Source organism: Caulobacter sp. LjRoot300 (genome assembly GCF_964253875.1).
Taxonomy (GTDB): domain Bacteria; phylum Pseudomonadota; class Alphaproteobacteria; order Caulobacterales; family Caulobacteraceae; genus Caulobacter.
In genome coordinates this window covers 148,783-167,789 of record NZ_CAXUSA020000001.1, presented here as the reverse complement: position 1 = coordinate 167,789, position 19,007 = coordinate 148,783, and the positions used below count along the sequence as shown (strand labels likewise).

Genomic DNA, 19,007 nt, shown 5'->3' with positions numbered 1-19,007 from the left:
ACCTTCGAATGGCCCACCTGAACAAGATCGTCATCGTCGGCGGCGGCTCGGCCGGCTGGATCTGCGCGGCCATGCTCAGCCACTATTTCCAGAACGGACCGACGCAGGTCGAGCTGGTGGAGTCCGAGGAGATCGGCACGATCGGGGTGGGGGAGTCCACCATCCCGCCGTTCCTCCAGCTGATCCGCACCCTGGGCATCAACGAGCAGGAATTCATCCAGGAAACCCAAGCCGCCTTCAAGCTGGGCATCCGGTTCGAGAACTGGCTGGAGAAGGGCGACGTCTACTACCATCCGTTCGGTCAGATCGGCGGGCCGCTGGAGGTCAACGAGTTCTACCAGTGCTGGCTGCGGGCCAAGCAGAACGGCCATCCGTCCAGGCTCCAGGACTTCGCCCCGGCCTCGGTGATGGCCGAAGCGGGCAAGTTCATGCTGCCGGCGGCCGCGCAGAAGACGATGATCGCCAACGCCAACTACGCCCTGCACGTCGATGCGCGGCTGGTGGCGCTGTACCTGCGCAGGTTCGCGCAGGTGCGGGGCGTCAAGCGCACCGAGGGCATGGTCACCGAGGTGGCGACCCGGCCCGACGGCGGCGTCGCCAAGGTGATCCTGAAGGACGGCCGCGAGGTGGCCGGCGACTTCTTCATCGACTGCTCGGGCTTCCGCGCCCTGCTGATCGGCAAGACCCTGGGCGAGCCGTTCCGCGACTGGGGCGACGTCCTGCTCTGCGATCGCGCCGTCGTGGCCCAGACCGAAAACGTCGGTCCGCCGCATCCCTACACCCTGGTCCAGGCCCAAGATTTCGGCTGGCGCTGGCGTATCCCCCTGCAGCATCGCTCGGGCAACGGCTATGTGTTCGCCAGCAAGTACCTGAGCGACGACGAGGCGACGGCCACCCTGATGCGCCAGGTCCAGGGCGAGGTGGTGCTGGGTCCCAACATCATCCCGTTCAAGACCGGGGTGCGCGAGCGGCCGTGGGTCAGGAACGTGGTCTCGATCGGCCTGTCGTGCGGCTTCATCGAGCCGCTGGAATCCACGGCCCTGCACCTGATCTACAAGGGCATGGACTACCTGCTGCGGTTCATGCCCGACATGGACGCCGACCCGATCCTGGCGGCCGAGTACAATCGCCGGATGGTCGCCGACTACGAGGAGATCCGCGACTTCATCGTCCTGCACTACGTGACCACCCGGCGCGACGACACGCCGTTCTGGCGCGAGTACCAGCAGGTGGTCCCGCCGCAGAGCCTTAAGGAACGCATCGCGCTGTTCAAGGCGGCCGGCGTGCTGCGCGACGGCGTCGACGACATGTTCCGCGCCCCCAGCTGGCAGTCGGTGATGGAGGGTATGGGCGTGCGGCCCGACCGCTACCAGCAGCTGGTCGACCGCATTCCGCTGAGCGTGATCATGAACCTGATGGACAAGTCCGCCCCCATGCTGGCCGACTTCGTGGCGACGCTTCCCAGTCACCAGGAGTTTCTGCGCCAGCACTGCCCGGCGGCGCCGCTGAAGCGCAGCGCCTAGGCTTCTTGTGGGGACGGTGATGGCGGTCGGCGCCACGGCGGGCCATACTCTCCGGGCCCTTCGCGTTCCGGGCGCAGGTCCCTGAAACAACTGACGTTTGTCTGCCGATGTTCACACGCCGCACGACCCCGCGAGCCGGCCGTTGGCGACGCCTGACCGACGGCGAGCGCGACCTGGCCGCTCAGGTGTTCGGGGCCAGCCTCGACGCCGGGCGGGTTCGGCTGCTGGCCATCCCGTTCTGGAACCGGGCCTTCGTGGCCGGCGGCGGCTTGATCGTCTGGCCGGCCCGGGCGATGCGGCCCGACTTCGCGGCGCCGGACGCGCCGGTGGCCGAGCAGGCGGTGTTCGTCCACGAACTGGTCCATGTCTGGCAGGCCCAGCGCGGCTTGAACCTGCTTTTCGCCAAGCTGCGGGCTGGCGACGGCCCCGCCGCCTATGCCTACGACCTGGCGGATCGGCCGCGGTTCGCGACCCTGAACCTCGAACAGCAGGCCATGGTGGTCGAGGACGCCTTCCGGCGGCTGCAGGGCGCCGCCGCGCCTCATGCAGCCTTGGCCTATGCCGCCGTGCTAGAGGATGCGCTTCCGGACCTGGCGACTCGCCTGGGCGGAAGGTTTGACGCGTGACGGGAGAACTCCGCTGGCGACGGTGAAGCGCACGGGCTCGAAGAAGACCCTGACGACGGCCAACCTGGCCGCCCTGGGCGCCGAGCGGCTGGCCGACCTGCTGATCGACGTCGCCGAGGGCCACGCCCAGATCAAGCGGCGCCTGCGCCTGGAGCTGGCCGCGGCGATCGGGGCCGACGACCTGGCCTCCGAACTGACCAAGCGCCTCGAGGCGGTCAATGACAGCCGGGCCCGCATCCATTGGCGCAAGCACAAGGAGTTCGTGCGCGAACTGGACATGCTTCGCGGCCTGATCGCGGGACAGCTGACCGCGCTGGACCCGACCCTCGCCCTGCCGATGATGCTGGGTTTCGTGGCCTTGGCCGAGGGGGTGTCCCACCGCACCGCCGACGCCAAGGGCGAGATCGAGGCGGCGTTCGACGCGGCGGTCGAGGCGGTGGCGGCGATCGCGCCCCTGGCCTTGCCCGACCCGCGGGCCCCCAATCCACGTAATTTGGGCGACCAACTGATGGACCTGCTGCTGCACGGCCGCGCGGGCCTGGGGCCGCGAGTGTTGAAGAACGCCTTGCCGGCGCTGGGCGCCGAGGGCGTGGCCCTGCTGCGGGCGCGGGTCGAGACGACCATGGCCGCGCAGAAGCGGGTCAGCGGCGCGCTGAAGGCCGCCGTCCAGGTGCTGGCCGACGCCCAGGGCGACGTCGACGGCTACATCGCCCAGTTCACCGACTCCCAGGCCGTGCTGCCGCCGATCGGGGCGCAGATCGCCCGGCGGCTGGCGGCGGCGGGCCGCTTGGACGAGGCCATCGCGGCGCTGGACCGCTCGACGCCGGGCTCGTTCGTCCAGCTGGTCGGGGCGGTGCTGGGCCGGCCCACCCCGCCCGGTCCCGGCGCCCTGGACTGGGAGGACGCCTATATCGAGGTGCTCGAGGCGCGCGGGCAGGGCGACCTAGCCCAGGACATGCGCTGGGCCAGCTTCGAGCGCGGCCTGTCGGTCGAACGACTGCGCGACTACCTCAAGCGCCTGCCCGACTTCGACGATGTCGAGGCCGAGGACAAGGCCCTGGCCCATGCCGAGGACTTCCACGACGTCCACGCGGCCCTGGATTTCCTGATCCGCTGGCCGGCCTGGGACCGCGCCGCCCGCCTGGTGTTGCGCCGGCCCGGCGACCTGGACGGCGACCGCCCGGAACTGCTGGAACCCGCCGCCCGGGCCATCGAGGGCCGCCACCCGCTGGCCGCCACCCTGCTGCTGCGGGCGATGATCCTGGACACCGCCCGCTACGCCCGCACCGCCCGCTACAAGGACGCCCAGCACCAGCTGCTGGAAGCCGCCTCCCTGGCCCCGGCCATCGCCGACTGGGACGGGCACGAGGACGCCGACGCGTTCGCGGCGCGGGTGGCGGGGTTTCGGCGCTGGTAGGCGCTGATAAGCGCTGGGGCGCCGCGCATGCTACGGCCAGGTTACTGCAAACCCTCGATTGCCTAGGACCGAGCGGCGGACCTATAAGCGGGCTGAAAATTCCAGCCCTTCGAGGGATTCCATGAGCTCCGATTTCGCCGCCGCGCGCCTGAACATGGTCGAAAGCCAGATCCGCACGGCCGACGTCACCGATCTGCCCCTGCAGGACGCCCTGAGGGTCGTGCCGCGCGAGACCCTGGTCCCCGCCGGCAAGGGCTACCTGGCCTATGCCGACGCCGACGTCGAATACGCCCCCGGGCGCTGGCTGCTGCGTCCGCGCGACGTGGGCAAGCTTCTGCAGCACCTGCGTCCGCGCGAGGGCGACAAGGCCCTGGCCATCGCCGCCCCCTACGCCGCCGCCGTGCTTGAGCAGATGGGCGTTTCGGTCACCCGCCTGGATGGCGACGACCTGACGGCCGCGCCGGGCTCCGACTACGACGTGATCATCTGCGAGGGCGCCGTGCCGCGGGCCCCCGCCAGCTGGGCCAGGGCGCTGGCCCAGGGCGGCCGCCTGGCCGTGATCGAGCGCGAAGGGCCGGTCGGCCGCGCGGTGATCTATGTCCGGGCCGAGGACGGCGTGGGTCGCCGCGCGGTTTTCGACGCCACGCCGCCGCTGCTGGCCGGCTTCGCCGTCGAACAGGGCTTTGCGTTCTGAGCGCTTCGGTCCAGAAAGCTGGGGCGCGCAACGTCTGCGTGAAAAAAGCTTAACTAGCGGCCTATGGTCTCTCGCCGTACAGCCGATCATAGTGGGCGCGGGCGTCGCGCCGGGTCTGGCGAAGGTTTCGTGGGGAATGAACTTGATGTCGAATAGCCGTCGGGCCGCTTTGCTGGCCGCAGCCTGCAGCCTGGGCCTGATGGCCGGCCTCGCCTCGGCCGCGCGGGCCGAGACCCTGGCCGACGCCCTGGCCCTGGCCTACCAGACCAACCCCACCCTGCAGGGCCAGCGCGCCAACCAGCGCGTCACCGACGAGGGCGTGGTCCAGGCCAAGACGGCGTTCCGCCCGAGCGTCACCGGTTCGGCCAGCATCAGCGGCACCCACACCGAATTGGCCGATCCCGGCACCACCGCCGCGATCGTCGGCGGCCAGATCGTACAGGTGCCCAACCGCGACCACGCCGACTCCGCCGGCAGCGGCGCCTCGGTCAATCTGGGCCAGACGCTCTATACCGGCGGCCGGGCCAGCGCCAACCTGACCGCCGCCGAAGCCGACGTGCTGGCCGGCCGCGAGGACCTGCGCAGCGTCGAGCAATCGGTGCTGGGCAACGTCATCCAGAGCTATGTCGACGTCCGCCGCGACCAGGAACGCCTGCGCATCGCCCAGGAGAACGTCACCGTCCTGACGCGCCAGCTGGAAGAGTCCAAGGCGCGCTTCGAGGTCGGCGAGATCACCCGCACCGACGTGGCCCAGTCCGAGGCCCGCCTGGCCGCGGCCCGCGCCAGCCTGTCGTCGACCCAGGCCCTGCTGGCCGCCAGCCGGGCGGCCTTCGCCGCCGTGGTCGGCCAGAACCCGACCGACCTGGCCCCCGAGCCGTCCCTGGCCGCCCTGCTGCCGGCCAGCGTCGAGCAGGCCTTCGACCTGGTCGACAAGAACAACCCGCAGATCCAGGCCGCCCGCTACGCCCAGCAGGCCGCCGCCGCCCGCGTCGCCGCCGCCAAGGCCGTCTATCGCCCCACCGTCTCGGCCCGCGCCGGCCTGGGCTGGGACGCCGGCGAGATCAACAGCGTCGGCCGCCAGTACGGCGACTATGACCGCGCGCTCAGCGGTTCGATCACCGCCTCGGTGCCGCTGTTCACCGGCGGCCTGAACGCCTCGCAGGTCCGCGCCGCCAAGGAACGCGAGAACGCCGCCCGCATCTCGGTCGAGAGCGCCCAGCGCTCGGCCCTGCAGCAGATCTCGACCGCCTGGAACAACCTGCTGGCCTCGCGGGCCAACCTGGTGTCGAACGAGGAGCAGGTGCGGGCCACCAAGATCGCCTTCGAGGGCGTGCGCCAGGAGCAGCAGGTCGGTCTGCGCACCACCCTGGACGTGCTGAACGCCCAGCTGGAGCTGGCCAACGCCGAGGTCGCCCTGGTGGTCGCTCACCGCGACGAATACGTGGCCAGCGCCAGCGTGCTGCAGGCCATGGGGGTGCTGAACGTCGCCAACCTGGCCCCCGAGGTCGAGCGCTACGACCCGGTCAAGTCGTACAACAAGGTCAACCACGCCTTCGGCTGGGTGCCGTGGGAGCCCGTCGTCCGCGTGATCGACAAGGTCGGCGCCCCGTCGACGGCGGTCAAGGCCGCGCCGGCGTCCTCCGCCAAGGCCGGCGCCAAATAGGGACCAATTGGCGCGCCTTCGATGCTTGAGCTTGCTTAAGGCGCGCAAGTCTGCACCATCGCGGTAGGCGTCCGTCGGGGCGTCCCCGGATTCGTACCCTCTTCGAGACGCCCAACCCATGTCCGACCAGAGCCCCCAAGAACCGACGATGGAGGAAATCCTCGCCTCCATCCGGCGCATCATCTCGGAAGATGACGCGCCGGCGGAGGCCGCCGCGGCGCCGGAACCCGAGCCCGCGCCCGTCGAGGAGGCTCCGGCCGAGGACGACGTTCTGGAACTGACCGACCCGATCGAGCCGCCGGCCCCTGTCGAATCGATGGGCGACATCGACGTCTATTCGCCGGAACCCGAGCCGGAACCCGCCCCGCCGCCGCCTCCGCCGCCCGAACCGGCCCCCGCGTCGGCGTTCTCCCGCGACGAAGTGGCCGACAACCTGGTGGGCGACCACGCCGCCGGCCTGGCCGCCAGCGCCTTCGGCAGCCTGAGCTCGGCCCTGCTGATGCCCAAGGACGGCCGCACTCTGGAGGACGTCGTGCGCGAACTGCTGCGCCCGCTGCTCAAGGAGTGGCTGGACCAGAACCTGCCGCGCATCGTCGAGGCCAAGGTCGAGGAAGAAGTTCACCGCATCGCCCGCGGCCGCGGGGTATAGCGGCTCAACCGCTCTGCGTCCTTCGAGGCTCGCCGCTGGCGAGCACCTCAAGATGAGGGCGGTGGGTTGCTTCTGCTTTCCTCATCCTGAGGCGCCCACGCCGTGGGCCTCGAAGGACGCAGGGCGGCGCAACCTGTGAAATCCAAGAGGCGGTCGCTCCGGCGGCCGCCTTTTTCCGTCCTGAAATCCCCGTTGAACCAAGGCCCAAGGTTTCGCCCGGCGGCCGCAGATGGCATACCCACCGCGCCATGCTTGAAAAGACCTTCGATCCCAAATCCGTCGAACCCCGCCTGTACGCCGCCTGGGAGGCCTCCGGGGCCTTCAAGCCCAGCGAGGCGCCGGGCGCCGAGGCGTTCACGATCGTCATCCCGCCGCCCAACGTCACGGGCAGCCTGCACATCGGCCACGCGCTGAACAACACGCTGCAGGACGTGCTGACGCGCTTCCACCGCATGCGCGGCAAGTCGGTCCTGTGGCTGCCGGGCACCGACCACGCCGGCATCGCCACCCAGATGGTCGTCGAGCGCCAGCTGGCCGCCGCCGGCAACATCGGCCGCCGCGAGATGGGCCGCGAGGCCTTCGTCGACAAGGTCTGGGAGTGGAAGGCCGAAAGCGGCGGGGCGATCACCAACCAGCTGCGCCGCCTGGGCGCCAGCTGCGACTGGTCGCGCGAGCGCTTCACCCTGGACGAGGGCCTGTCGGCCGCCGTCCGCAAGGTGTTCGTCCAGCTGTACAAGCAGAACCTGCTGTATCGCGACAAGCGCCTGGTCAACTGGGACCCGCAGTTCCAGACCGCCATCTCCGACCTCGAGGTCGAGCAGAAGGAGGTCGACGGTCACTATTGGCACTTCGCCTATCCGCTGGCCGACGGCGTGACGTTCCAGTACCCGGTCGCCTTCGACGACGAGGGCAAGGCCACGCAATTCGAGACCCGCGACTTCATCGTCGTGGCCACCACCCGGCCGGAGACCATGCTGGGCGACACCGCCGTGGCCGTCCATCCGTCGGACGAGCGCTACAAGGACCTGGTCGGCAAGGACGTGGTCCTGCCGATCGTCGGCCGCCGCATCCCGATCGTCGCCGACGACTACGCCGACCCGACCAAGGGCTCGGGCGCGGTCAAGATCACGCCCGCGCACGACTTCAACGACTTCGGCGTGGGCAAGCGCCACGGCCTGCCGGCGATCAACATTCTGACGCCGGACGCCCGGCTGAACGACGAGGTCCCCGAAGCCTATCGCGGCCTGGACCGCTTCGCGGCCCGCAAGGCGATCGTCGCCAAGGCCGAGGAAGATGGCTGGCTGCGCGAGATCGAGAAGACCCGCCACATGGTCCCGCACGGCGACCGCTCGGGCGTGGTCATCGAGCCCTACCTGACTGACCAGTGGTACGTCGACGCCAAGACCCTGGCCCAGCCCGCCCTGAAGGCGGTGGAGGAGGGGGCGACGGTCTTCGAGCCCAAGCACTGGGAAAAGACCTATTTCGAGTGGCTGCGCAACATCGAACCCTGGTGCGTCTCGCGCCAGCTGTGGTGGGGCCACCGGATCCCGGCCTGGTTCGGGCCCGACGGCCACATCTTCGTCGAGGAGACCGAGGAAGAGGCCCTGGCCGCCGCCATCCTGCACTATGGCGACGAGGCCCCGGTCCTGAAGCGCGACGAGGACGTCCTCGACACCTGGTTCAGCTCGGCCCTGTGGCCGTTCTCGACCCTGGGCTGGCCGGAGAAGACACAAGACCTGGCCAAGTTCTACCCAACCAGCACCCTGGTCACGGGCTTCGACATCATCTTCTTCTGGGTCGCCCGGATGATGATGATGGGCATCCACTTCATGGGCGAAGTCCCGTTCAAGCAGGTGTTCATCAACGCCCTCGTCCGTGACGAGAAGGGCGCCAAGATGAGCAAGTCCAAGGGCAACGTCATGGACCCGCTGGTCCTGATCGACGAGCTGGGCTGCGACGCGGTGCGCTTCACCATGACGGCGATGTCGGGCCAGGCCCGCGACATCAAGCTCTCCAAGCAACGCATCGAAGGCTATCGCAATTTCGGCACCAAGCTGTGGAATGCCTCGCGCTTCGCCCAGATGAACGAGTGCGTCCGCGTCGAGGGCTTCGATCCCGCGACCGTGAAGCAGCCGATCAACAAGTGGATCCGCGGCGAGACGGTCAAGACCGTCGTCGAGGTGACCCGCGCCCTGGAAGCCCCGGCCTTCAGCGACGCGGCCGACGCGCTCTACAGGTTCATCTGGAACGTGTTCTGCGACTGGTACGTCGAGCTGGCCAAGCCGATCCTCAACGGCGACGACGCCGAGGCCAAGGCCGAGACCCGGGCCACGGCCGCCTGGGCGCTGGACGTCATTCTCAAGCTGCTGCACCCGGTCATGCCGTTCATCACCGAGGAGCTGTGGGACAAGACCGCCGAGTTCGGCGCGCCGCGCGAGGGCATGCTGATCGTCGAGAAATGGCCCGAGCTGCCCGAGAGCTGGATCGACGCCGACGCCGAGGCCGAGATCGGCTGGCTGGTCGACACGGTCGGCGAGATCCGCTCGATCCGCGCCGAGATGAACGTGCCGCCCGGCGCCAAGCCGCCGCTGTCGGTGATCGGCGCCAACACCGAGACCAAGGGCCGCCTGGCCCGCCATCGCGACCTGCTGCTGAGCCTGGCCCGCCTGGACAGCGCCCGCGAGGCCGACACGGCCCCGACGGGTTCGGTCCCGATCGTGCTGGGCGAGGCGACCGGCGCCCTGGCCATCGCCGAGTTCATCGACCTGACGGCCGAGAAGGCCCGCCTGGCCAAGGAGATCGCCGGCCATGTCGGCGAGATCGAGAAGACCGGCAAGAAGCTGAGCAACCCCGACTTCCTGGCCCGCGCCAAGGAAGAGGTGGTCGAGGAGAACCGCGAGCGCCTGGCCGAGGCGGAGGCCGCGAAGGCCAAGCTGGAAGCGGCGTTGGCGCGGCTCGAGGCGGTGGGCTGATCTGGAAAGTTTCCCTTCCCTCGCGGGGAGGGCCGTCGCCTATGACCAGAAGCGGTCGTCATCCCGGACGAGCGCGCAGCGCGAAGATCCGGGACCGACGCGTGAACGCAAGCGCTTGCGGCGGTCCCGGATCTTCGCTCGGCGTTGCCGAGCTTGTCCGGGATGACAGCTTTTTCCGGCTGTAATCATAGGCGATGCCCCTCCCATGAAGGGGAGGGAAGCGCCGGCTGTTACTTCTTCGCGCCGCCCAGCATGCCTTCGATCTCGGCCTTGCTGGCGTTGATCAGGGTGGCGCCGTCGCGGACGGCCAGGTTGGCGACGTCGACGGCGAAGGTCTTGTCGTCCATCTTGATCGCCGCCATCGTCTTGCCGGAAGCGTCCGGCTTGACCTCGGCGACGGTGCCGATCGTGGCGCCGGTGTTGTCCTTGACCGGCTGGCCGGCGGTGACCGGCGCGGCCGCGGCGGGCGCCGGGGCCGAGGCGGCCGGGTCTGGGTTGGCGGGGGCCGCCGTCGCCGGGTCCTGAGCCGGGGCGGTCGGAGACGTGGTCTGGGCCAGGGCCGGGGCGGCGATGGCGAGGGCTACGGCGGCGGCGCCGAGGGTCAGAAATGAACGCATGCGGTTTCCCATCTGTCGAAATGTCCCCCAACGTTCTGTTACGCTGACGCGACAATGGGGCGTCGGCTGGACGCTGATGCGGTCAAAATGGGTCCATGTTCGAACGCGGTTCGCTCAACGACCCCGATCAGCGCCCGTAGACCGCGTCGCGGACCTGGGCCGTGAAGGGGCCGTTCATGCCCTCGAAGGCGGTGTTGGTCATGATCACCACGGTCAGGCCGTTCTTGGCGTCCACGAACCAGTTGTGGCCATAGACCCCGCCCCAGGCGATCGTGCCGGCCGCCTGCGGGGTGTGAGCGACGGCGGGGTCGTCCAGCACCGCCCAGCCATAGCCGAAGCCCCAGCCGGGGCCTTGGGTCGTCGCCTGTGGCCCGACCTGGTCCTTCATCATCTCGGCGACGGTCGCGGCCTTCAGGATCGGGGCGCCGCCCTTGCGGACGGTCTCCAGCAGGGCCAGCACGTCGCCGGCCGTGCCGACCATGCCCGCGCCGCCGGACGGGAAGGCGGTCTTGTCCGTGGCGCGGCTGGGCGCGAAGCGTACGGCCGTGGGTCCCAGCGGGACGTCCTGGTTGTCGGTCATCCGGGTCGGCGCGGGCTGGGCGTTGATATAGGGCGTCGCCAGCCGGGCCGGGTCGCGGGCCACGAAGCCGGCGTCGGTTAGGCCGAGCGGCGTCGTGACCGTCTCGGCCACGACCTGGGGCAGGGGCTTGCCCGCAGCCTTCTCGACCACCGCGCCCAGCACGTCGATGGCCAGCGAATAGCGCCAGGCCGAGCCGGGCGGGAAGGCCAGGGGCGCCTGGCCCAGGCGGCGCACGTTCTCGTCCAGGCTGATCCCCGACAGGTCGATGCCGTCCGACACGCCCAGCCGGTGATAGGGGTGCGACGGCGCCTCGGCCAGGCCGTAGGTCAGGCCGCTGGTGTGGTTCAGCAGCTGGCGCAGGGTGATCACCGGCTCGGTCCCGTCGGCCAGCTTCGGCCGGAAGTCGGGCAGCCACTTGGTCACCGGGTCGTCGAGCCGCAGCGTGCCCTCCTCGACCAGCTTCATCACCGCCACGCTGACGAACGGCTTGGTCACCGAGGAGAAGCGGAAGACGGCGTCCTCGCGCATCGGGCGACCGGCCTCGCGGTCGGCCAGGCCGGCGGCGCGGTGGTAGACCAGCTTGCCGTCGCGGGCGACCAGCACCACGGTCCCGACCAGCCGGTGCTCGGCCAGGGCGGCGTCGACCACCTTGTCCAGCCGGGCGGCCAGGGGCGCGTCGAGCGCCGCGTCGGGCGCGGCGGCGATGGCGGGCGCTGGGGGCGGCGCGGCGAGGCCGGGGGAGGCCAGCGCCAGGCTGGCGGCGACGGCGAGGCTTAAGATCCACGGACGCATGCGACGACTCCCTTTGCTGAACCTGAGGTAGGGCGATCCTTTGAAGGCGGCAAGCCGTACGGGCGTTCGCGGCCGGGGACGCGCACTCACGGCAAGGCGCCGGCCGGTTTGCAGGGCGCTGGTCGTGAGTGCGTGTCCCCAACGGACCCGCTGAGTCCGGCGTTGAAGTCCCATGACGCCGTGGATGTCGTTGGGGACATGCACTCACCCCGAGGCCGTGGATCGCTCCGCGACGCCTTGCCATGAGAGCACGTCCCCGGCGAGTTATGCTCGGCGGATAGCGGATAGAACCTTAGGATTTCAACGCCCTAAACTTTCTCGACCCGATTTGATCCTCACCCTTCAGACCGCCCGTATCCTGACCTCACCTGAAGGCACGGGGAGGGCGCACGTACGGCGACCGATGCGGCTTTCGGGGGTGGTCGAGCGGGAAGCGTTTGTCGGTGGTCTTCGGTGACAACCTTTCGCGACGGTCCTGGGCAGGTTCCCCTTAGTCGGGACGAAACCCAGGCGGCGAAGGATCGGCAAGCGCAACAGGCACGGGCTGAAATCGCCCGTGCGGTCCGGGGAACGCCAATTCCCTGCCCGTCGGGGGCCTCCATCGGAGCGGGTTAAAAATCCGCGACCCGAAGGCTTCCGGATAACGGCTGCGCGAAGCGCCTGCACTTCGTCGAAACGGTACTCAAAACTGCAAATCATCCGGGCGAGGCCCGGGCGCTTCGCACCCTTCCCATCAACTCGGCCGCGAAAGGCCGAGGTCGCCGCCTCATGGCTGGGGACAGGCGCATGCGCCTGTCCCCGTCCCAGATCCTCCCCCTGTGGGGGAGGTGTCGGCGAAGCCGACGGAGGGGGGAGTGATCGGCCGATGGCCAGATCCTGGAGGACCTACGATCCTAAAACTCCCCCCACCGATCGCTGCGCGATCGCCTCCCCCACGGGGGGAGGGTCTGAAAAGCGTCTTCCGCCACCTCTAACTTATCGTTGTTCCCTTAGGTTCGAACAGACGTTTGCATCCCGCCTCGGCCTGTGCTTTCTCGTGGGGAAACGTGCTCGGCCAGCGAAGCGCGACCATAGACCGGGAGAGTAACGATGACCCAGGCCGCCACCGCGCCTCACGCCGCCCCGACCCCCGCCGCCGTCCCCTGGCCGGCCATGTCGGTCAAGCAGGCCTACGCCCTGATCACCGCCCCCGGCTCGCCCGGCGAGATGGAGGAGATCGAGATCCGCGGCGTTCCGACCCGGGTCTGGAAGCACTGCCCGCCGACCCTGCGCGACACCCTGCTGGCAGGCCGCACCCATGGCGACAAGATCTACATGGTGCACGAGGACGAGCGGGTCAGCTTCGAGGCCTTCTACCGCGCCGTGACGGTGTTCGCCGCCGAGCTGGAGGCGGCCGGCGTCAGGAAGGGCGACCGGGTCGCCCTGGTCATGCGCAACCTGCCCGAATGGCCGGTGGCCTTCTATGCCGGCCTGTCGCTGGGCGCGATCCTGACCCCGCTGAACGCCTGGTGGACGGGCCAGGAGCTGGAATACGGCCTAGTCGACAGCGGCGCCTCGGTGGCGGTGATGGACGTCGAGCGCTTCGAGCGCCTGGCCGAGCACCTGCACAACTGCCCCGAGCTGAAGCGGGTCTATGTCAGCCGCTCGAAGGAAGAGATCGCCCATCCCTACGTCAAGCGGCTGGAGGGCGTGATCGGCTGCCCCAACGACTGGATCAAGCTGGACGAGAAGCCGCTGTCGACCGTCGAACTGGGTCCCGAGGACGACGCCACGATCTTCTACACCTCCGGCACGACCGGCAAGCCGAAGGGGGCGCTGGGCACCCATCGCAACGTCAACAGCAACATCTTCGCCACCGCCGCCGCCGGCGCCCGCAGCTACCTGCGACGCGGCGAGGTCCCGCCCCAGCCCGATCCCAGCCTGCCGCAGAAGGGCTCGCTGATCTCGGTGCCGTTCTTCCACGCTACCGGCTGCTTCGCGGTGATGAACCCCTCGCTGTTCGCCGGCGCCAAGCTGGCCATGATCCGCAAGTGGGATCCGGAAAAGGCCATGCAGCTGATCCAGGACGAGAAGCTGACCCAGATGGGCGGCGTGCCGACTATCGCCTGGCAGATCATCGAGCACCCCAGCCGTCCCAATTACGACCTGTCGTCGCTGGAGACCGTGGCCTATGGCGGCGCGCCGTCGGCTCCGGAGCTGGTGCGCAAGATCAAGGAGATCTGGCCCAAGTCGCTGCCGGGCAACGGCTGGGGCATGACCGAGACCTCGGCCACCGCCACCAGCAACTCGGCCGAGGATTACGAGAACCGTCCCGACAGCTGCGGCCCGGCCGTGCCGGTCACCGACCTGAAGATCATGACCCTGGAGGCGCCATATCGCGAGTTGCCGACCGGCGAGGTCGGCGAGCTGTGGTGCAAGGGCCCGCAGGTGGTGAAGGGCTACTGGAACAAGCCCGAGGCCACCGCCCAGACCTTCATCGACGGCTGGGTGCGCACCGGCGACCTGGCGCGGCTGGACGAGGAGGGCTTCTGCTACATCATCGACCGGGCCAAGGACATGCTGATCCGCGGCGGCGAGAACATCTACTGCATCGAGGTGGAGAACCTGCTGTACGAGCATCCGGCGATCATGGACGCCGCCCTGGTGGGGATCCCGCACAAGACCCTGGGCGAGGAGCCGGCCGCCGTGGTGACCTTGAAGCCGGGCGCGCAGGCCACCGAGGCCGAACTGCGCGCCTTCGTCGCCGATCGCCTGGCCGCCTTCAAGGTGCCGGTCAAGGTGGTCTTCTGGCCCGAGACCCTGCCGCGCAACGCCAACGGCAAGATCACGAAGAACGAGCTGAAGAAGGTGTTCGTGGAGGGGTAGAGGGACGCCGTGCGTCCTTCGAGGCCCGCTGCGCGGGCCCCTCAGGATGAGGGTCTTTTGCTGAAGTCCTCATCCTGAGGTGCGAGGCGAAGCCGAGCCTCGAAGGACGCAACACGCTAGCCGGCGCTGATCCCCGGCCGCCGCCAGGCCCACGGCTGGGCCGCTTCCAGTTCATAGGCCAGTTCGAACAGCGTCCGCTCGTCCCCGGCCCGGGCGGCGAACTGCACGCCCACCGGCAGGCCCTCGGCGGTCCAGTGCAGCGGGACGCTCATCGCCGGCGCGCCGGCCACGTTGTGCAGCGTGGTGTAGCCCACATAGGCGTTCAGGCGCTCGGTCAGGTCGGGGATCGACACCGTCGGCGCCACCCAGCCCAGCGGCGCCGGCGGCTGGCCCAGCACCGGCGAGAGGATCACGTCATAGCGGTCGAACCAGCGGTCATAGGCCAGGGCGTCGGCGTTCAGGCGGGCTACCGACTGGGCCAGCCCGCCCTCGGGCAGGCCGCCGAACAGCTCGGCCAGGGCCAGGGTGAACGGCTCCAGCACGGTCTCGTCGGGCCGGCGGCCGAGGGTCTGGGTCACGAAATCGACCAGCTCGGCCGCGCCGCTGGCCCAGATGGCCAGGAAGTCCAGGGCGAAGACCGGGCCGTTGGTCGGCCATTGGGCGGGCTCGACCTGGTGGCCGAGCGACTCCATCAGCTTGGCCGCGGCCTCGGCGGCGGCGCGGACCTCGGCGTCCGGCTGGACGCCCAGCTGGGTCTCTGTGACCAGCCCGACCCGCAGCCGCCTTTGGCTCGGTCCGGCCACCAGGCCGACGGCGGGCAGGGGACCGGCGGCCTGTTCGGTGGCCGCGAGCAGGGCGGCGCTGTCGCGGATGCTGCGCGACACGCAGTGCTCGACCGCCAGGTCGACGGCCCGCAGCGGCGGTCGGCTGGGCGGCATCCGGTGGCGCGACGGCTTCAGCCCGAACAGGCCGCAGCAGGAGGCGGGAATGCGGATCGAGCCGCCGCCGTCATTGGCGTGGGCGAAGGGCACGATCCCCGCCGCCGTGGCCGCCGCCGCCCCGCCGGACGAGCCGCCGCTGCTGTGGGCGAGGTTCCAGGGATTGCGGGTCGGCGGAAAGGCCACGGGCTCGGTGGTCGGCAGGAAGCCGTATTCCGGCGTCGCCGACTTGCCGATCACCACCAGCCCGGCCCGGTCAAAGGCGTCGCAATAGCCGTCCTGGGCGGCGGCGGGCGGCAGGCCCAGCATGGACCGCGAGCCCGAGCGGGTGGGCAGGCCGGCATAGTCGTTGAGGTCCTTGACCAGGAACGGCACGCCGGCGAACGGCGCGTCGCGATCACCCTGGCCCTGGTCCAGGCGCCGGGCCTTGTCGATCGCCCGCTCGAAGTCGGCGGTGACCAGCACGCCCAGGGCGCCGTCCAGGGCCTCGGCGTCGCGCACGGCCTTTTCGACGACCTCCACGGCGCCGACCGCCCGGGTCCGGATGCGGTCGGCGATCTGCGTGGCGTCGGGCGTCCAGGACGCCTGCGAAGCGGGCGCGGCGGCGGTCAGGCCATGGCGAGTGTCCATCGGGTTTCCTCGGGCGTCCCGACATCTGCGGCGCATCGGTGAACGGCGATCACTGTGAACCCGAAGGCGCGCCGGCCGCAAGTCGTGCTACAGCCCGGCGATGAAACGCAAACGCGCCGACATCCTGCTGGTCGAGACCGGCCTGTTCGACAGCCGGGCCAAGGCCCGCGCCGCCATCGAGGCCGGGGCGGTCAAGGCCGACGGCAAGCTGGTGACCAAGCCCTCGCAGGAACTGGAGCCGACCGCGATGCTGGAAGGCGTCGCCGCCTTCCCATGGGTGGGACGCGGCGCCCTGAAGCTGGCCCACGCCCTGGAGCTCTGGCCGATCGCCGTCGAGGGCAAGGTCGCCCTGGATGTCGGGGCCTCGACCGGCGGCTTCACCGAGGTGCTGCTGTCCAAGGGCGCGGCCAAGGTCTACGCCGTCGATGTGGGCCGCGAGCAGCTGCATCCGCGCATCGCCGCCGACCCGCGCGTGGTCGACCGTTCCGGCGTCGACGCCCGGACGCTGGACGAAGGCCATCTGGACGCGGCGCCGAACCTGGTGGTCTGCGACGTCAGCTTCATCTCGGTGGAGAAATGCCTGCCCGTGGCCCTGGACCTGGCCGAGCCGGGCGCGGACCTGGTCAGCCTGATCAAGCCGCAGTTCGAGGCCGGGCGCGACCGGGTGGGCAAGGGCGGCCTGGTCAAGGACCCGCAGATCATCGCCGACTGCATCGCCTCGGTCTCGGCCTTCGTCGAGGCGGCCGGCTGGACGGTCAAGGGCGTCGCCCCGAGCCCGATCACCGGCGGCGACGGCCAGGTCGAGCACCTGCTGTGGGCGGTGAAGGGCTGATTTTCAGGCCGTCGCGGCGAAAAGAAAGCCGCCGGCGCGAACGCCGGCGGCTCCTTCAATTCGACTGAGATCTCGGATCGCCTAGTCGACGACCTGATAGCGGCCCGAGGCGTCGGGGCAGACGCGGACGAAACGCTTCTGGGTGCGGCCGTCGGGCAGGTAGATTGGGCTTTCGGCCAGGGTGCAGCCGTTGGCGTCGGTCCGGCTGTCGGTCACGCTGTACGAGCGCTCGGACTCGTAGGTGTAGCCGCCGCGGCGGTCGTCGCTGCGGTCGCCATAGCGGGTGTCGCCATAGCGGCTGTCGCGGTAATAGCCGTCGTCCGGACGGTCGTAGCTGTTATAGGCGCCCTGGTTGTAGGACGGCGGCGGTGGTGGCGGCGGGTTGGCGCCCGGCGAGCAGGCCGCCGAGTTGCGGCCGATGGCCGAGCCGGCGATCGCGCCCAGCACGCCTCCCAGCACGGCGCCCTCGGTGCGGGCGCCCTTGGCGGCCACGCCGCTGCCGATCGCCGCGCCGATGCCGGCCCCGGCCAGGCCGCCGCCCGTGCCGCGCTGCGTCGTGCTGCGGCGGCAGGGATCGTAGTAATAGCCGTTACTGTCGTAATTCCCGCCGCCGCCGTAGGCGCCGGAGTTGCCATAGGCGCCATAGGCCTGGGCCGAGGCCATCGTCGGGGCCAGCGCGCCGGCGAGGGCGGCCGCGGCGGCGACGCCGAGAACGGTCTTGAACATCATGAGAAACTCCTCCGACCAGGGCCGCCGAGAGCCGGACCCGCCTTAACACCTAAATTGCCAAGCCGTTGATGAACGGACGTTGAGCGACCCGTTCATCTTCGTTCACACGCATTCGCTCCGAATAGGCTATGGGAGCGTCCGAAATCTTGTCCGTGTCGATCGTGGCGCGGGCATGGCGGGCACCGTCCCGAACATCATAACAGAAATGGCGCGGACCGGTGAAGGTTCCGCCTGTCGAATTGGACTGTCCATGCGTGAACTGAGGATCCAGGCGGTCGGCGCCCAGGGCGACGGCATCGCCGAGGGCTCTTTCGTCCCCCTGACCCTGCCGGGCGAGCGGGTCACCGCCGAGATGAGCGGCAATCGCGGCGAGCTGGTCGAGGTGCTGGAGCCCAGTCCCGACCGCGTCCTGCCGCCGTGCCCGCACTTCGGGGTCTGCGGCGGCTGCGCCTTCCAGCACTGGGACGCCGCGCCCTATCTGGAGTGGAAGCGCGAGCAGGTGCGGTTCCAGCTGGCCCGCGAGGGGCTGGAGACCGAGGTCCTGCCGACCTTCGCGTCGCCGCCGGCCTCGCGCCGCCGCGTCGCCCTGCACGCCCGGGGCGGCAAGGGCGGGGCGCGGCTGGGCTTCAAGGAGCGCCGATCGTGGAACCTGGCGCGGATCGAGACCTGCCCGGTGTCGAACCCCAAGCTGGTCGCGGCCTTTCCGGCCCTGGCCCGCCTGGCCGCGCCGTTCCTGGAGCATCCCAAGTCGGCCCCGACCCTGCACGTCACCCTGACCGCCACGGGGCTGGACATCGACGTCACCGGCGTCGAGGCCAAGAGCGGCGGACTGTCGGCAGACGCCCGGGTTCGCGCCGCGATGATCGCCGGCGAGCACGACTTCGCCCGGGTCACCATGGCCGGCGAGATGATCTACATGGCCCGCCAGCCGATGGTGAAGCTGGGCCCGGCCGTGGTCGCCCTGCCGGCCGGCGGCTTCCTGCAGGCCGTGCCCCAGGCCGAGAAGGCCATGGTCGAGTTCGCGGTCGAGGCGGCCCAGGGCGCGTCGCGGATCGTCGACCTGTTCAGCGGCGTGGGCACCTTCACCTTCCGCCTGGCCGAGGTGGGCAGCGTCCACGCCGCCGACAGCTCGGCGCCCGCCATCGCCGCCCTGAAGGGCGCGCTGGGCACGGCCAACGGGCTGAAGGCGATCACAGCAGAGGCCCGCGACCTGACCCGCCGGCCGGTGCTGTCGACCGAGCTGAACAAGGTCGACGTCGCCGTGCTCGACCCGCCCCGGGCCGGGGCCTACGAGCAGCACGTCGAGATCGCCAAGTCAAAGGTGGCCCGCGTGGTCGGCGTCTCATGCAATCCGGCCACCTTCGCCCGCGACGCCAAGATACTGGTCGACGCCGGTTTCCGCCTGGAGCGGGTCTTGCCGGTGGACCAGTTCCTGTGGTCGCCCCATATTGAGCTGGTCGGCGTGTTTTCGCGGTAGGAC

The 19,007-nt window shown here is 70.1% G+C and carries 14 protein-coding genes and 1 pseudogene; 10 read left to right on the top strand and 5 right to left on the bottom strand.

Annotated elements, in window-relative coordinates:
- The first annotated feature begins 8 nt into the window (after nt 1-8).
- The 7 genes from ACSQ2G_RS00860 (at nt 9) to ACSQ2G_RS00830 (ending at nt 9,544) form a co-directional block, all read left to right on the top strand.
- On the top strand, nt 9-1,523 hold the full coding sequence (locus ACSQ2G_RS00860; protein ID WP_436027488.1) for a tryptophan halogenase family protein: 1,515 nt from the start codon (nt 9-11) through the stop codon (nt 1,521-1,523).
- A gap of 107 nt (nt 1,524-1,630) precedes the next feature.
- Complete coding sequence (locus ACSQ2G_RS00855; RefSeq protein WP_436027487.1) at nt 1,631-2,149, top strand: hypothetical protein; 519 nt, start codon at nt 1,631-1,633, stop codon at nt 2,147-2,149.
- 22 nt (nt 2,150-2,171) lie between these two features.
- The gene (locus ACSQ2G_RS00850; RefSeq protein ID WP_436027485.1) at nt 2,172-3,566 is read left to right on the top strand and encodes a DUF6880 family protein; all 1,395 of its coding nucleotides are present in this window, start codon (nt 2,172-2,174) and stop codon (nt 3,564-3,566) included.
- A 121-nt stretch (nt 3,567-3,687) separates the two neighbouring features.
- Nucleotides 3,688-4,260, top strand: a complete 573-nt coding sequence (locus ACSQ2G_RS00845; RefSeq protein WP_436027484.1) for a protein-L-isoaspartate O-methyltransferase family protein — start codon at nt 3,688-3,690, stop codon at nt 4,258-4,260.
- Nucleotides 4,261-4,405: 145 nt separating this feature from the next.
- The gene (locus tag ACSQ2G_RS00840; protein WP_436027482.1) at nt 4,406-5,923 is read left to right on the top strand and encodes a TolC family outer membrane protein; all 1,518 of its coding nucleotides are present in this window, start codon (nt 4,406-4,408) and stop codon (nt 5,921-5,923) included.
- Nucleotides 5,924-6,041: 118 nt separating this feature from the next.
- Nucleotides 6,042-6,572, top strand: coding sequence for a pole-organizing protein PopZ (gene popZ, locus ACSQ2G_RS00835; protein ID WP_436027480.1), 531 nt, complete (start codon nt 6,042-6,044; stop codon nt 6,570-6,572).
- Between the two features lie 248 nt (nt 6,573-6,820).
- On the top strand, nt 6,821-9,544 hold the full coding sequence (locus tag ACSQ2G_RS00830) for a valine--tRNA ligase (protein WP_436027478.1): 2,724 nt from the start codon (nt 6,821-6,823) through the stop codon (nt 9,542-9,544).
- A 230-nt stretch (nt 9,545-9,774) separates the two neighbouring features.
- On the opposite strand, the gene ACSQ2G_RS00825 is transcribed toward ACSQ2G_RS00830, so the two are convergent.
- Both ACSQ2G_RS00825 and ACSQ2G_RS00820 read right to left on the bottom strand, forming a co-directional pair.
- Entirely contained in the window at nt 9,775-10,161 is a 387-nt protein-coding gene (locus ACSQ2G_RS00825; RefSeq protein ID WP_436027476.1) for a hypothetical protein, read from the bottom strand.
- A gap of 127 nt (nt 10,162-10,288) precedes the next feature.
- Nucleotides 10,289-11,533 carry a serine hydrolase domain-containing protein gene (locus tag ACSQ2G_RS00820; RefSeq protein WP_436027475.1) on the bottom strand — a complete coding sequence of 415 codons (1,245 nt, stop codon included), beginning with the start codon at nt 11,531-11,533 and terminating at the stop codon, nt 10,289-10,291.
- Between the two features lie 1,089 nt (nt 11,534-12,622).
- Here ACSQ2G_RS00820 and ACSQ2G_RS00815 point away from each other — a divergent pair.
- A complete protein-coding gene (locus tag ACSQ2G_RS00815) occupies nt 12,623-14,398 on the top strand; it encodes a class I adenylate-forming enzyme family protein (protein ID WP_436027473.1) in 1,776 nt (591 codons plus the stop codon).
- Here the strand turns inward: ACSQ2G_RS00815 and ACSQ2G_RS00810 are convergent.
- Nucleotides 14,358-14,514, bottom strand: a pseudogene (locus ACSQ2G_RS00810) (hypothetical protein); the annotation flags it as partial. The gene ACSQ2G_RS00815 and the pseudogene ACSQ2G_RS00810 overlap by 41 nt on opposite strands.
- Nucleotides 14,515-15,966: an amidase gene (locus ACSQ2G_RS00805; RefSeq protein WP_436027471.1), complete on the bottom strand. Its 1,452-nt coding sequence runs from the start codon at nt 15,964-15,966 to the stop codon at nt 14,515-14,517.
- A 100-nt stretch (nt 15,967-16,066) separates the two neighbouring features.
- On the opposite strand from ACSQ2G_RS00805, the gene ACSQ2G_RS00800 reads away from it, so the two are divergent.
- A complete protein-coding gene (locus ACSQ2G_RS00800; RefSeq protein ID WP_436027469.1) occupies nt 16,067-16,798 on the top strand; it encodes a TlyA family RNA methyltransferase in 732 nt (243 codons plus the stop codon).
- An 81-nt stretch (nt 16,799-16,879) separates the two neighbouring features.
- Here the strand turns inward: ACSQ2G_RS00800 and ACSQ2G_RS00795 are convergent, their stop codons facing one another.
- A complete protein-coding gene (locus ACSQ2G_RS00795; protein WP_310081497.1) occupies nt 16,880-17,527 on the bottom strand; it encodes a hypothetical protein in 648 nt (215 codons plus the stop codon).
- A 250-nt stretch (nt 17,528-17,777) separates the two neighbouring features.
- Here ACSQ2G_RS00795 and ACSQ2G_RS00790 point away from each other — a divergent pair, with 250 nt between their 5' ends.
- Nucleotides 17,778-19,004 carry a class I SAM-dependent RNA methyltransferase gene (locus ACSQ2G_RS00790; RefSeq protein ID WP_310081495.1) on the top strand — a complete coding sequence of 409 codons (1,227 nt, stop codon included), beginning with the start codon at nt 17,778-17,780 and terminating at the stop codon, nt 19,002-19,004.
- The last annotated feature ends 3 nt before the right edge of the window (nt 19,005-19,007 follow it).

Excerpts from the sequence above, each read along its gene's own strand:
- ACSQ2G_RS00860 (WP_436027488.1), top strand. The coding sequence starts at position 9 with ATGGCCCACCTGAACAAGATCGTCATCGTCGGCGGCGGCTCGGCCGGC.
- ACSQ2G_RS00855 (WP_436027487.1), top strand. The coding sequence starts at position 1,631 with ATGTTCACACGCCGCACGACCCCGCGAGCCGGCCGTTGGCGACGCCTG.
- ACSQ2G_RS00845 (WP_436027484.1), top strand. The coding sequence starts at position 3,688 with ATGAGCTCCGATTTCGCCGCCGCGCGCCTGAACATGGTCGAAAGCCAG.
- ACSQ2G_RS00840 (WP_436027482.1), top strand. The coding sequence starts at position 4,406 with ATGTCGAATAGCCGTCGGGCCGCTTTGCTGGCCGCAGCCTGCAGCCTG.
- popZ (WP_436027480.1), top strand. The coding sequence starts at position 6,042 with ATGTCCGACCAGAGCCCCCAAGAACCGACGATGGAGGAAATCCTCGCC.
- ACSQ2G_RS00830 (WP_436027478.1), top strand. The coding sequence starts at position 6,821 with ATGCTTGAAAAGACCTTCGATCCCAAATCCGTCGAACCCCGCCTGTAC.
- ACSQ2G_RS00825 (WP_436027476.1), bottom strand. The coding sequence starts at position 10,161 with ATGCGTTCATTTCTGACCCTCGGCGCCGCCGCCGTAGCCCTCGCCATC.
- ACSQ2G_RS00820 (WP_436027475.1), bottom strand. The coding sequence starts at position 11,533 with ATGCGTCCGTGGATCTTAAGCCTCGCCGTCGCCGCCAGCCTGGCGCTG.
- ACSQ2G_RS00815 (WP_436027473.1), top strand. The coding sequence starts at position 12,623 with ATGACCCAGGCCGCCACCGCGCCTCACGCCGCCCCGACCCCCGCCGCC.
- ACSQ2G_RS00805 (WP_436027471.1), bottom strand. The coding sequence starts at position 15,966 with ATGGACACTCGCCATGGCCTGACCGCCGCCGCGCCCGCTTCGCAGGCG.
- ACSQ2G_RS00800 (WP_436027469.1), top strand. The coding sequence starts at position 16,067 with ATGAAACGCAAACGCGCCGACATCCTGCTGGTCGAGACCGGCCTGTTC.
- ACSQ2G_RS00795 (WP_310081497.1), bottom strand. The coding sequence starts at position 17,527 with ATGATGTTCAAGACCGTTCTCGGCGTCGCCGCCGCGGCCGCCCTCGCC.
- ACSQ2G_RS00790 (WP_310081495.1), top strand. The coding sequence starts at position 17,778 with ATGCGTGAACTGAGGATCCAGGCGGTCGGCGCCCAGGGCGACGGCATC.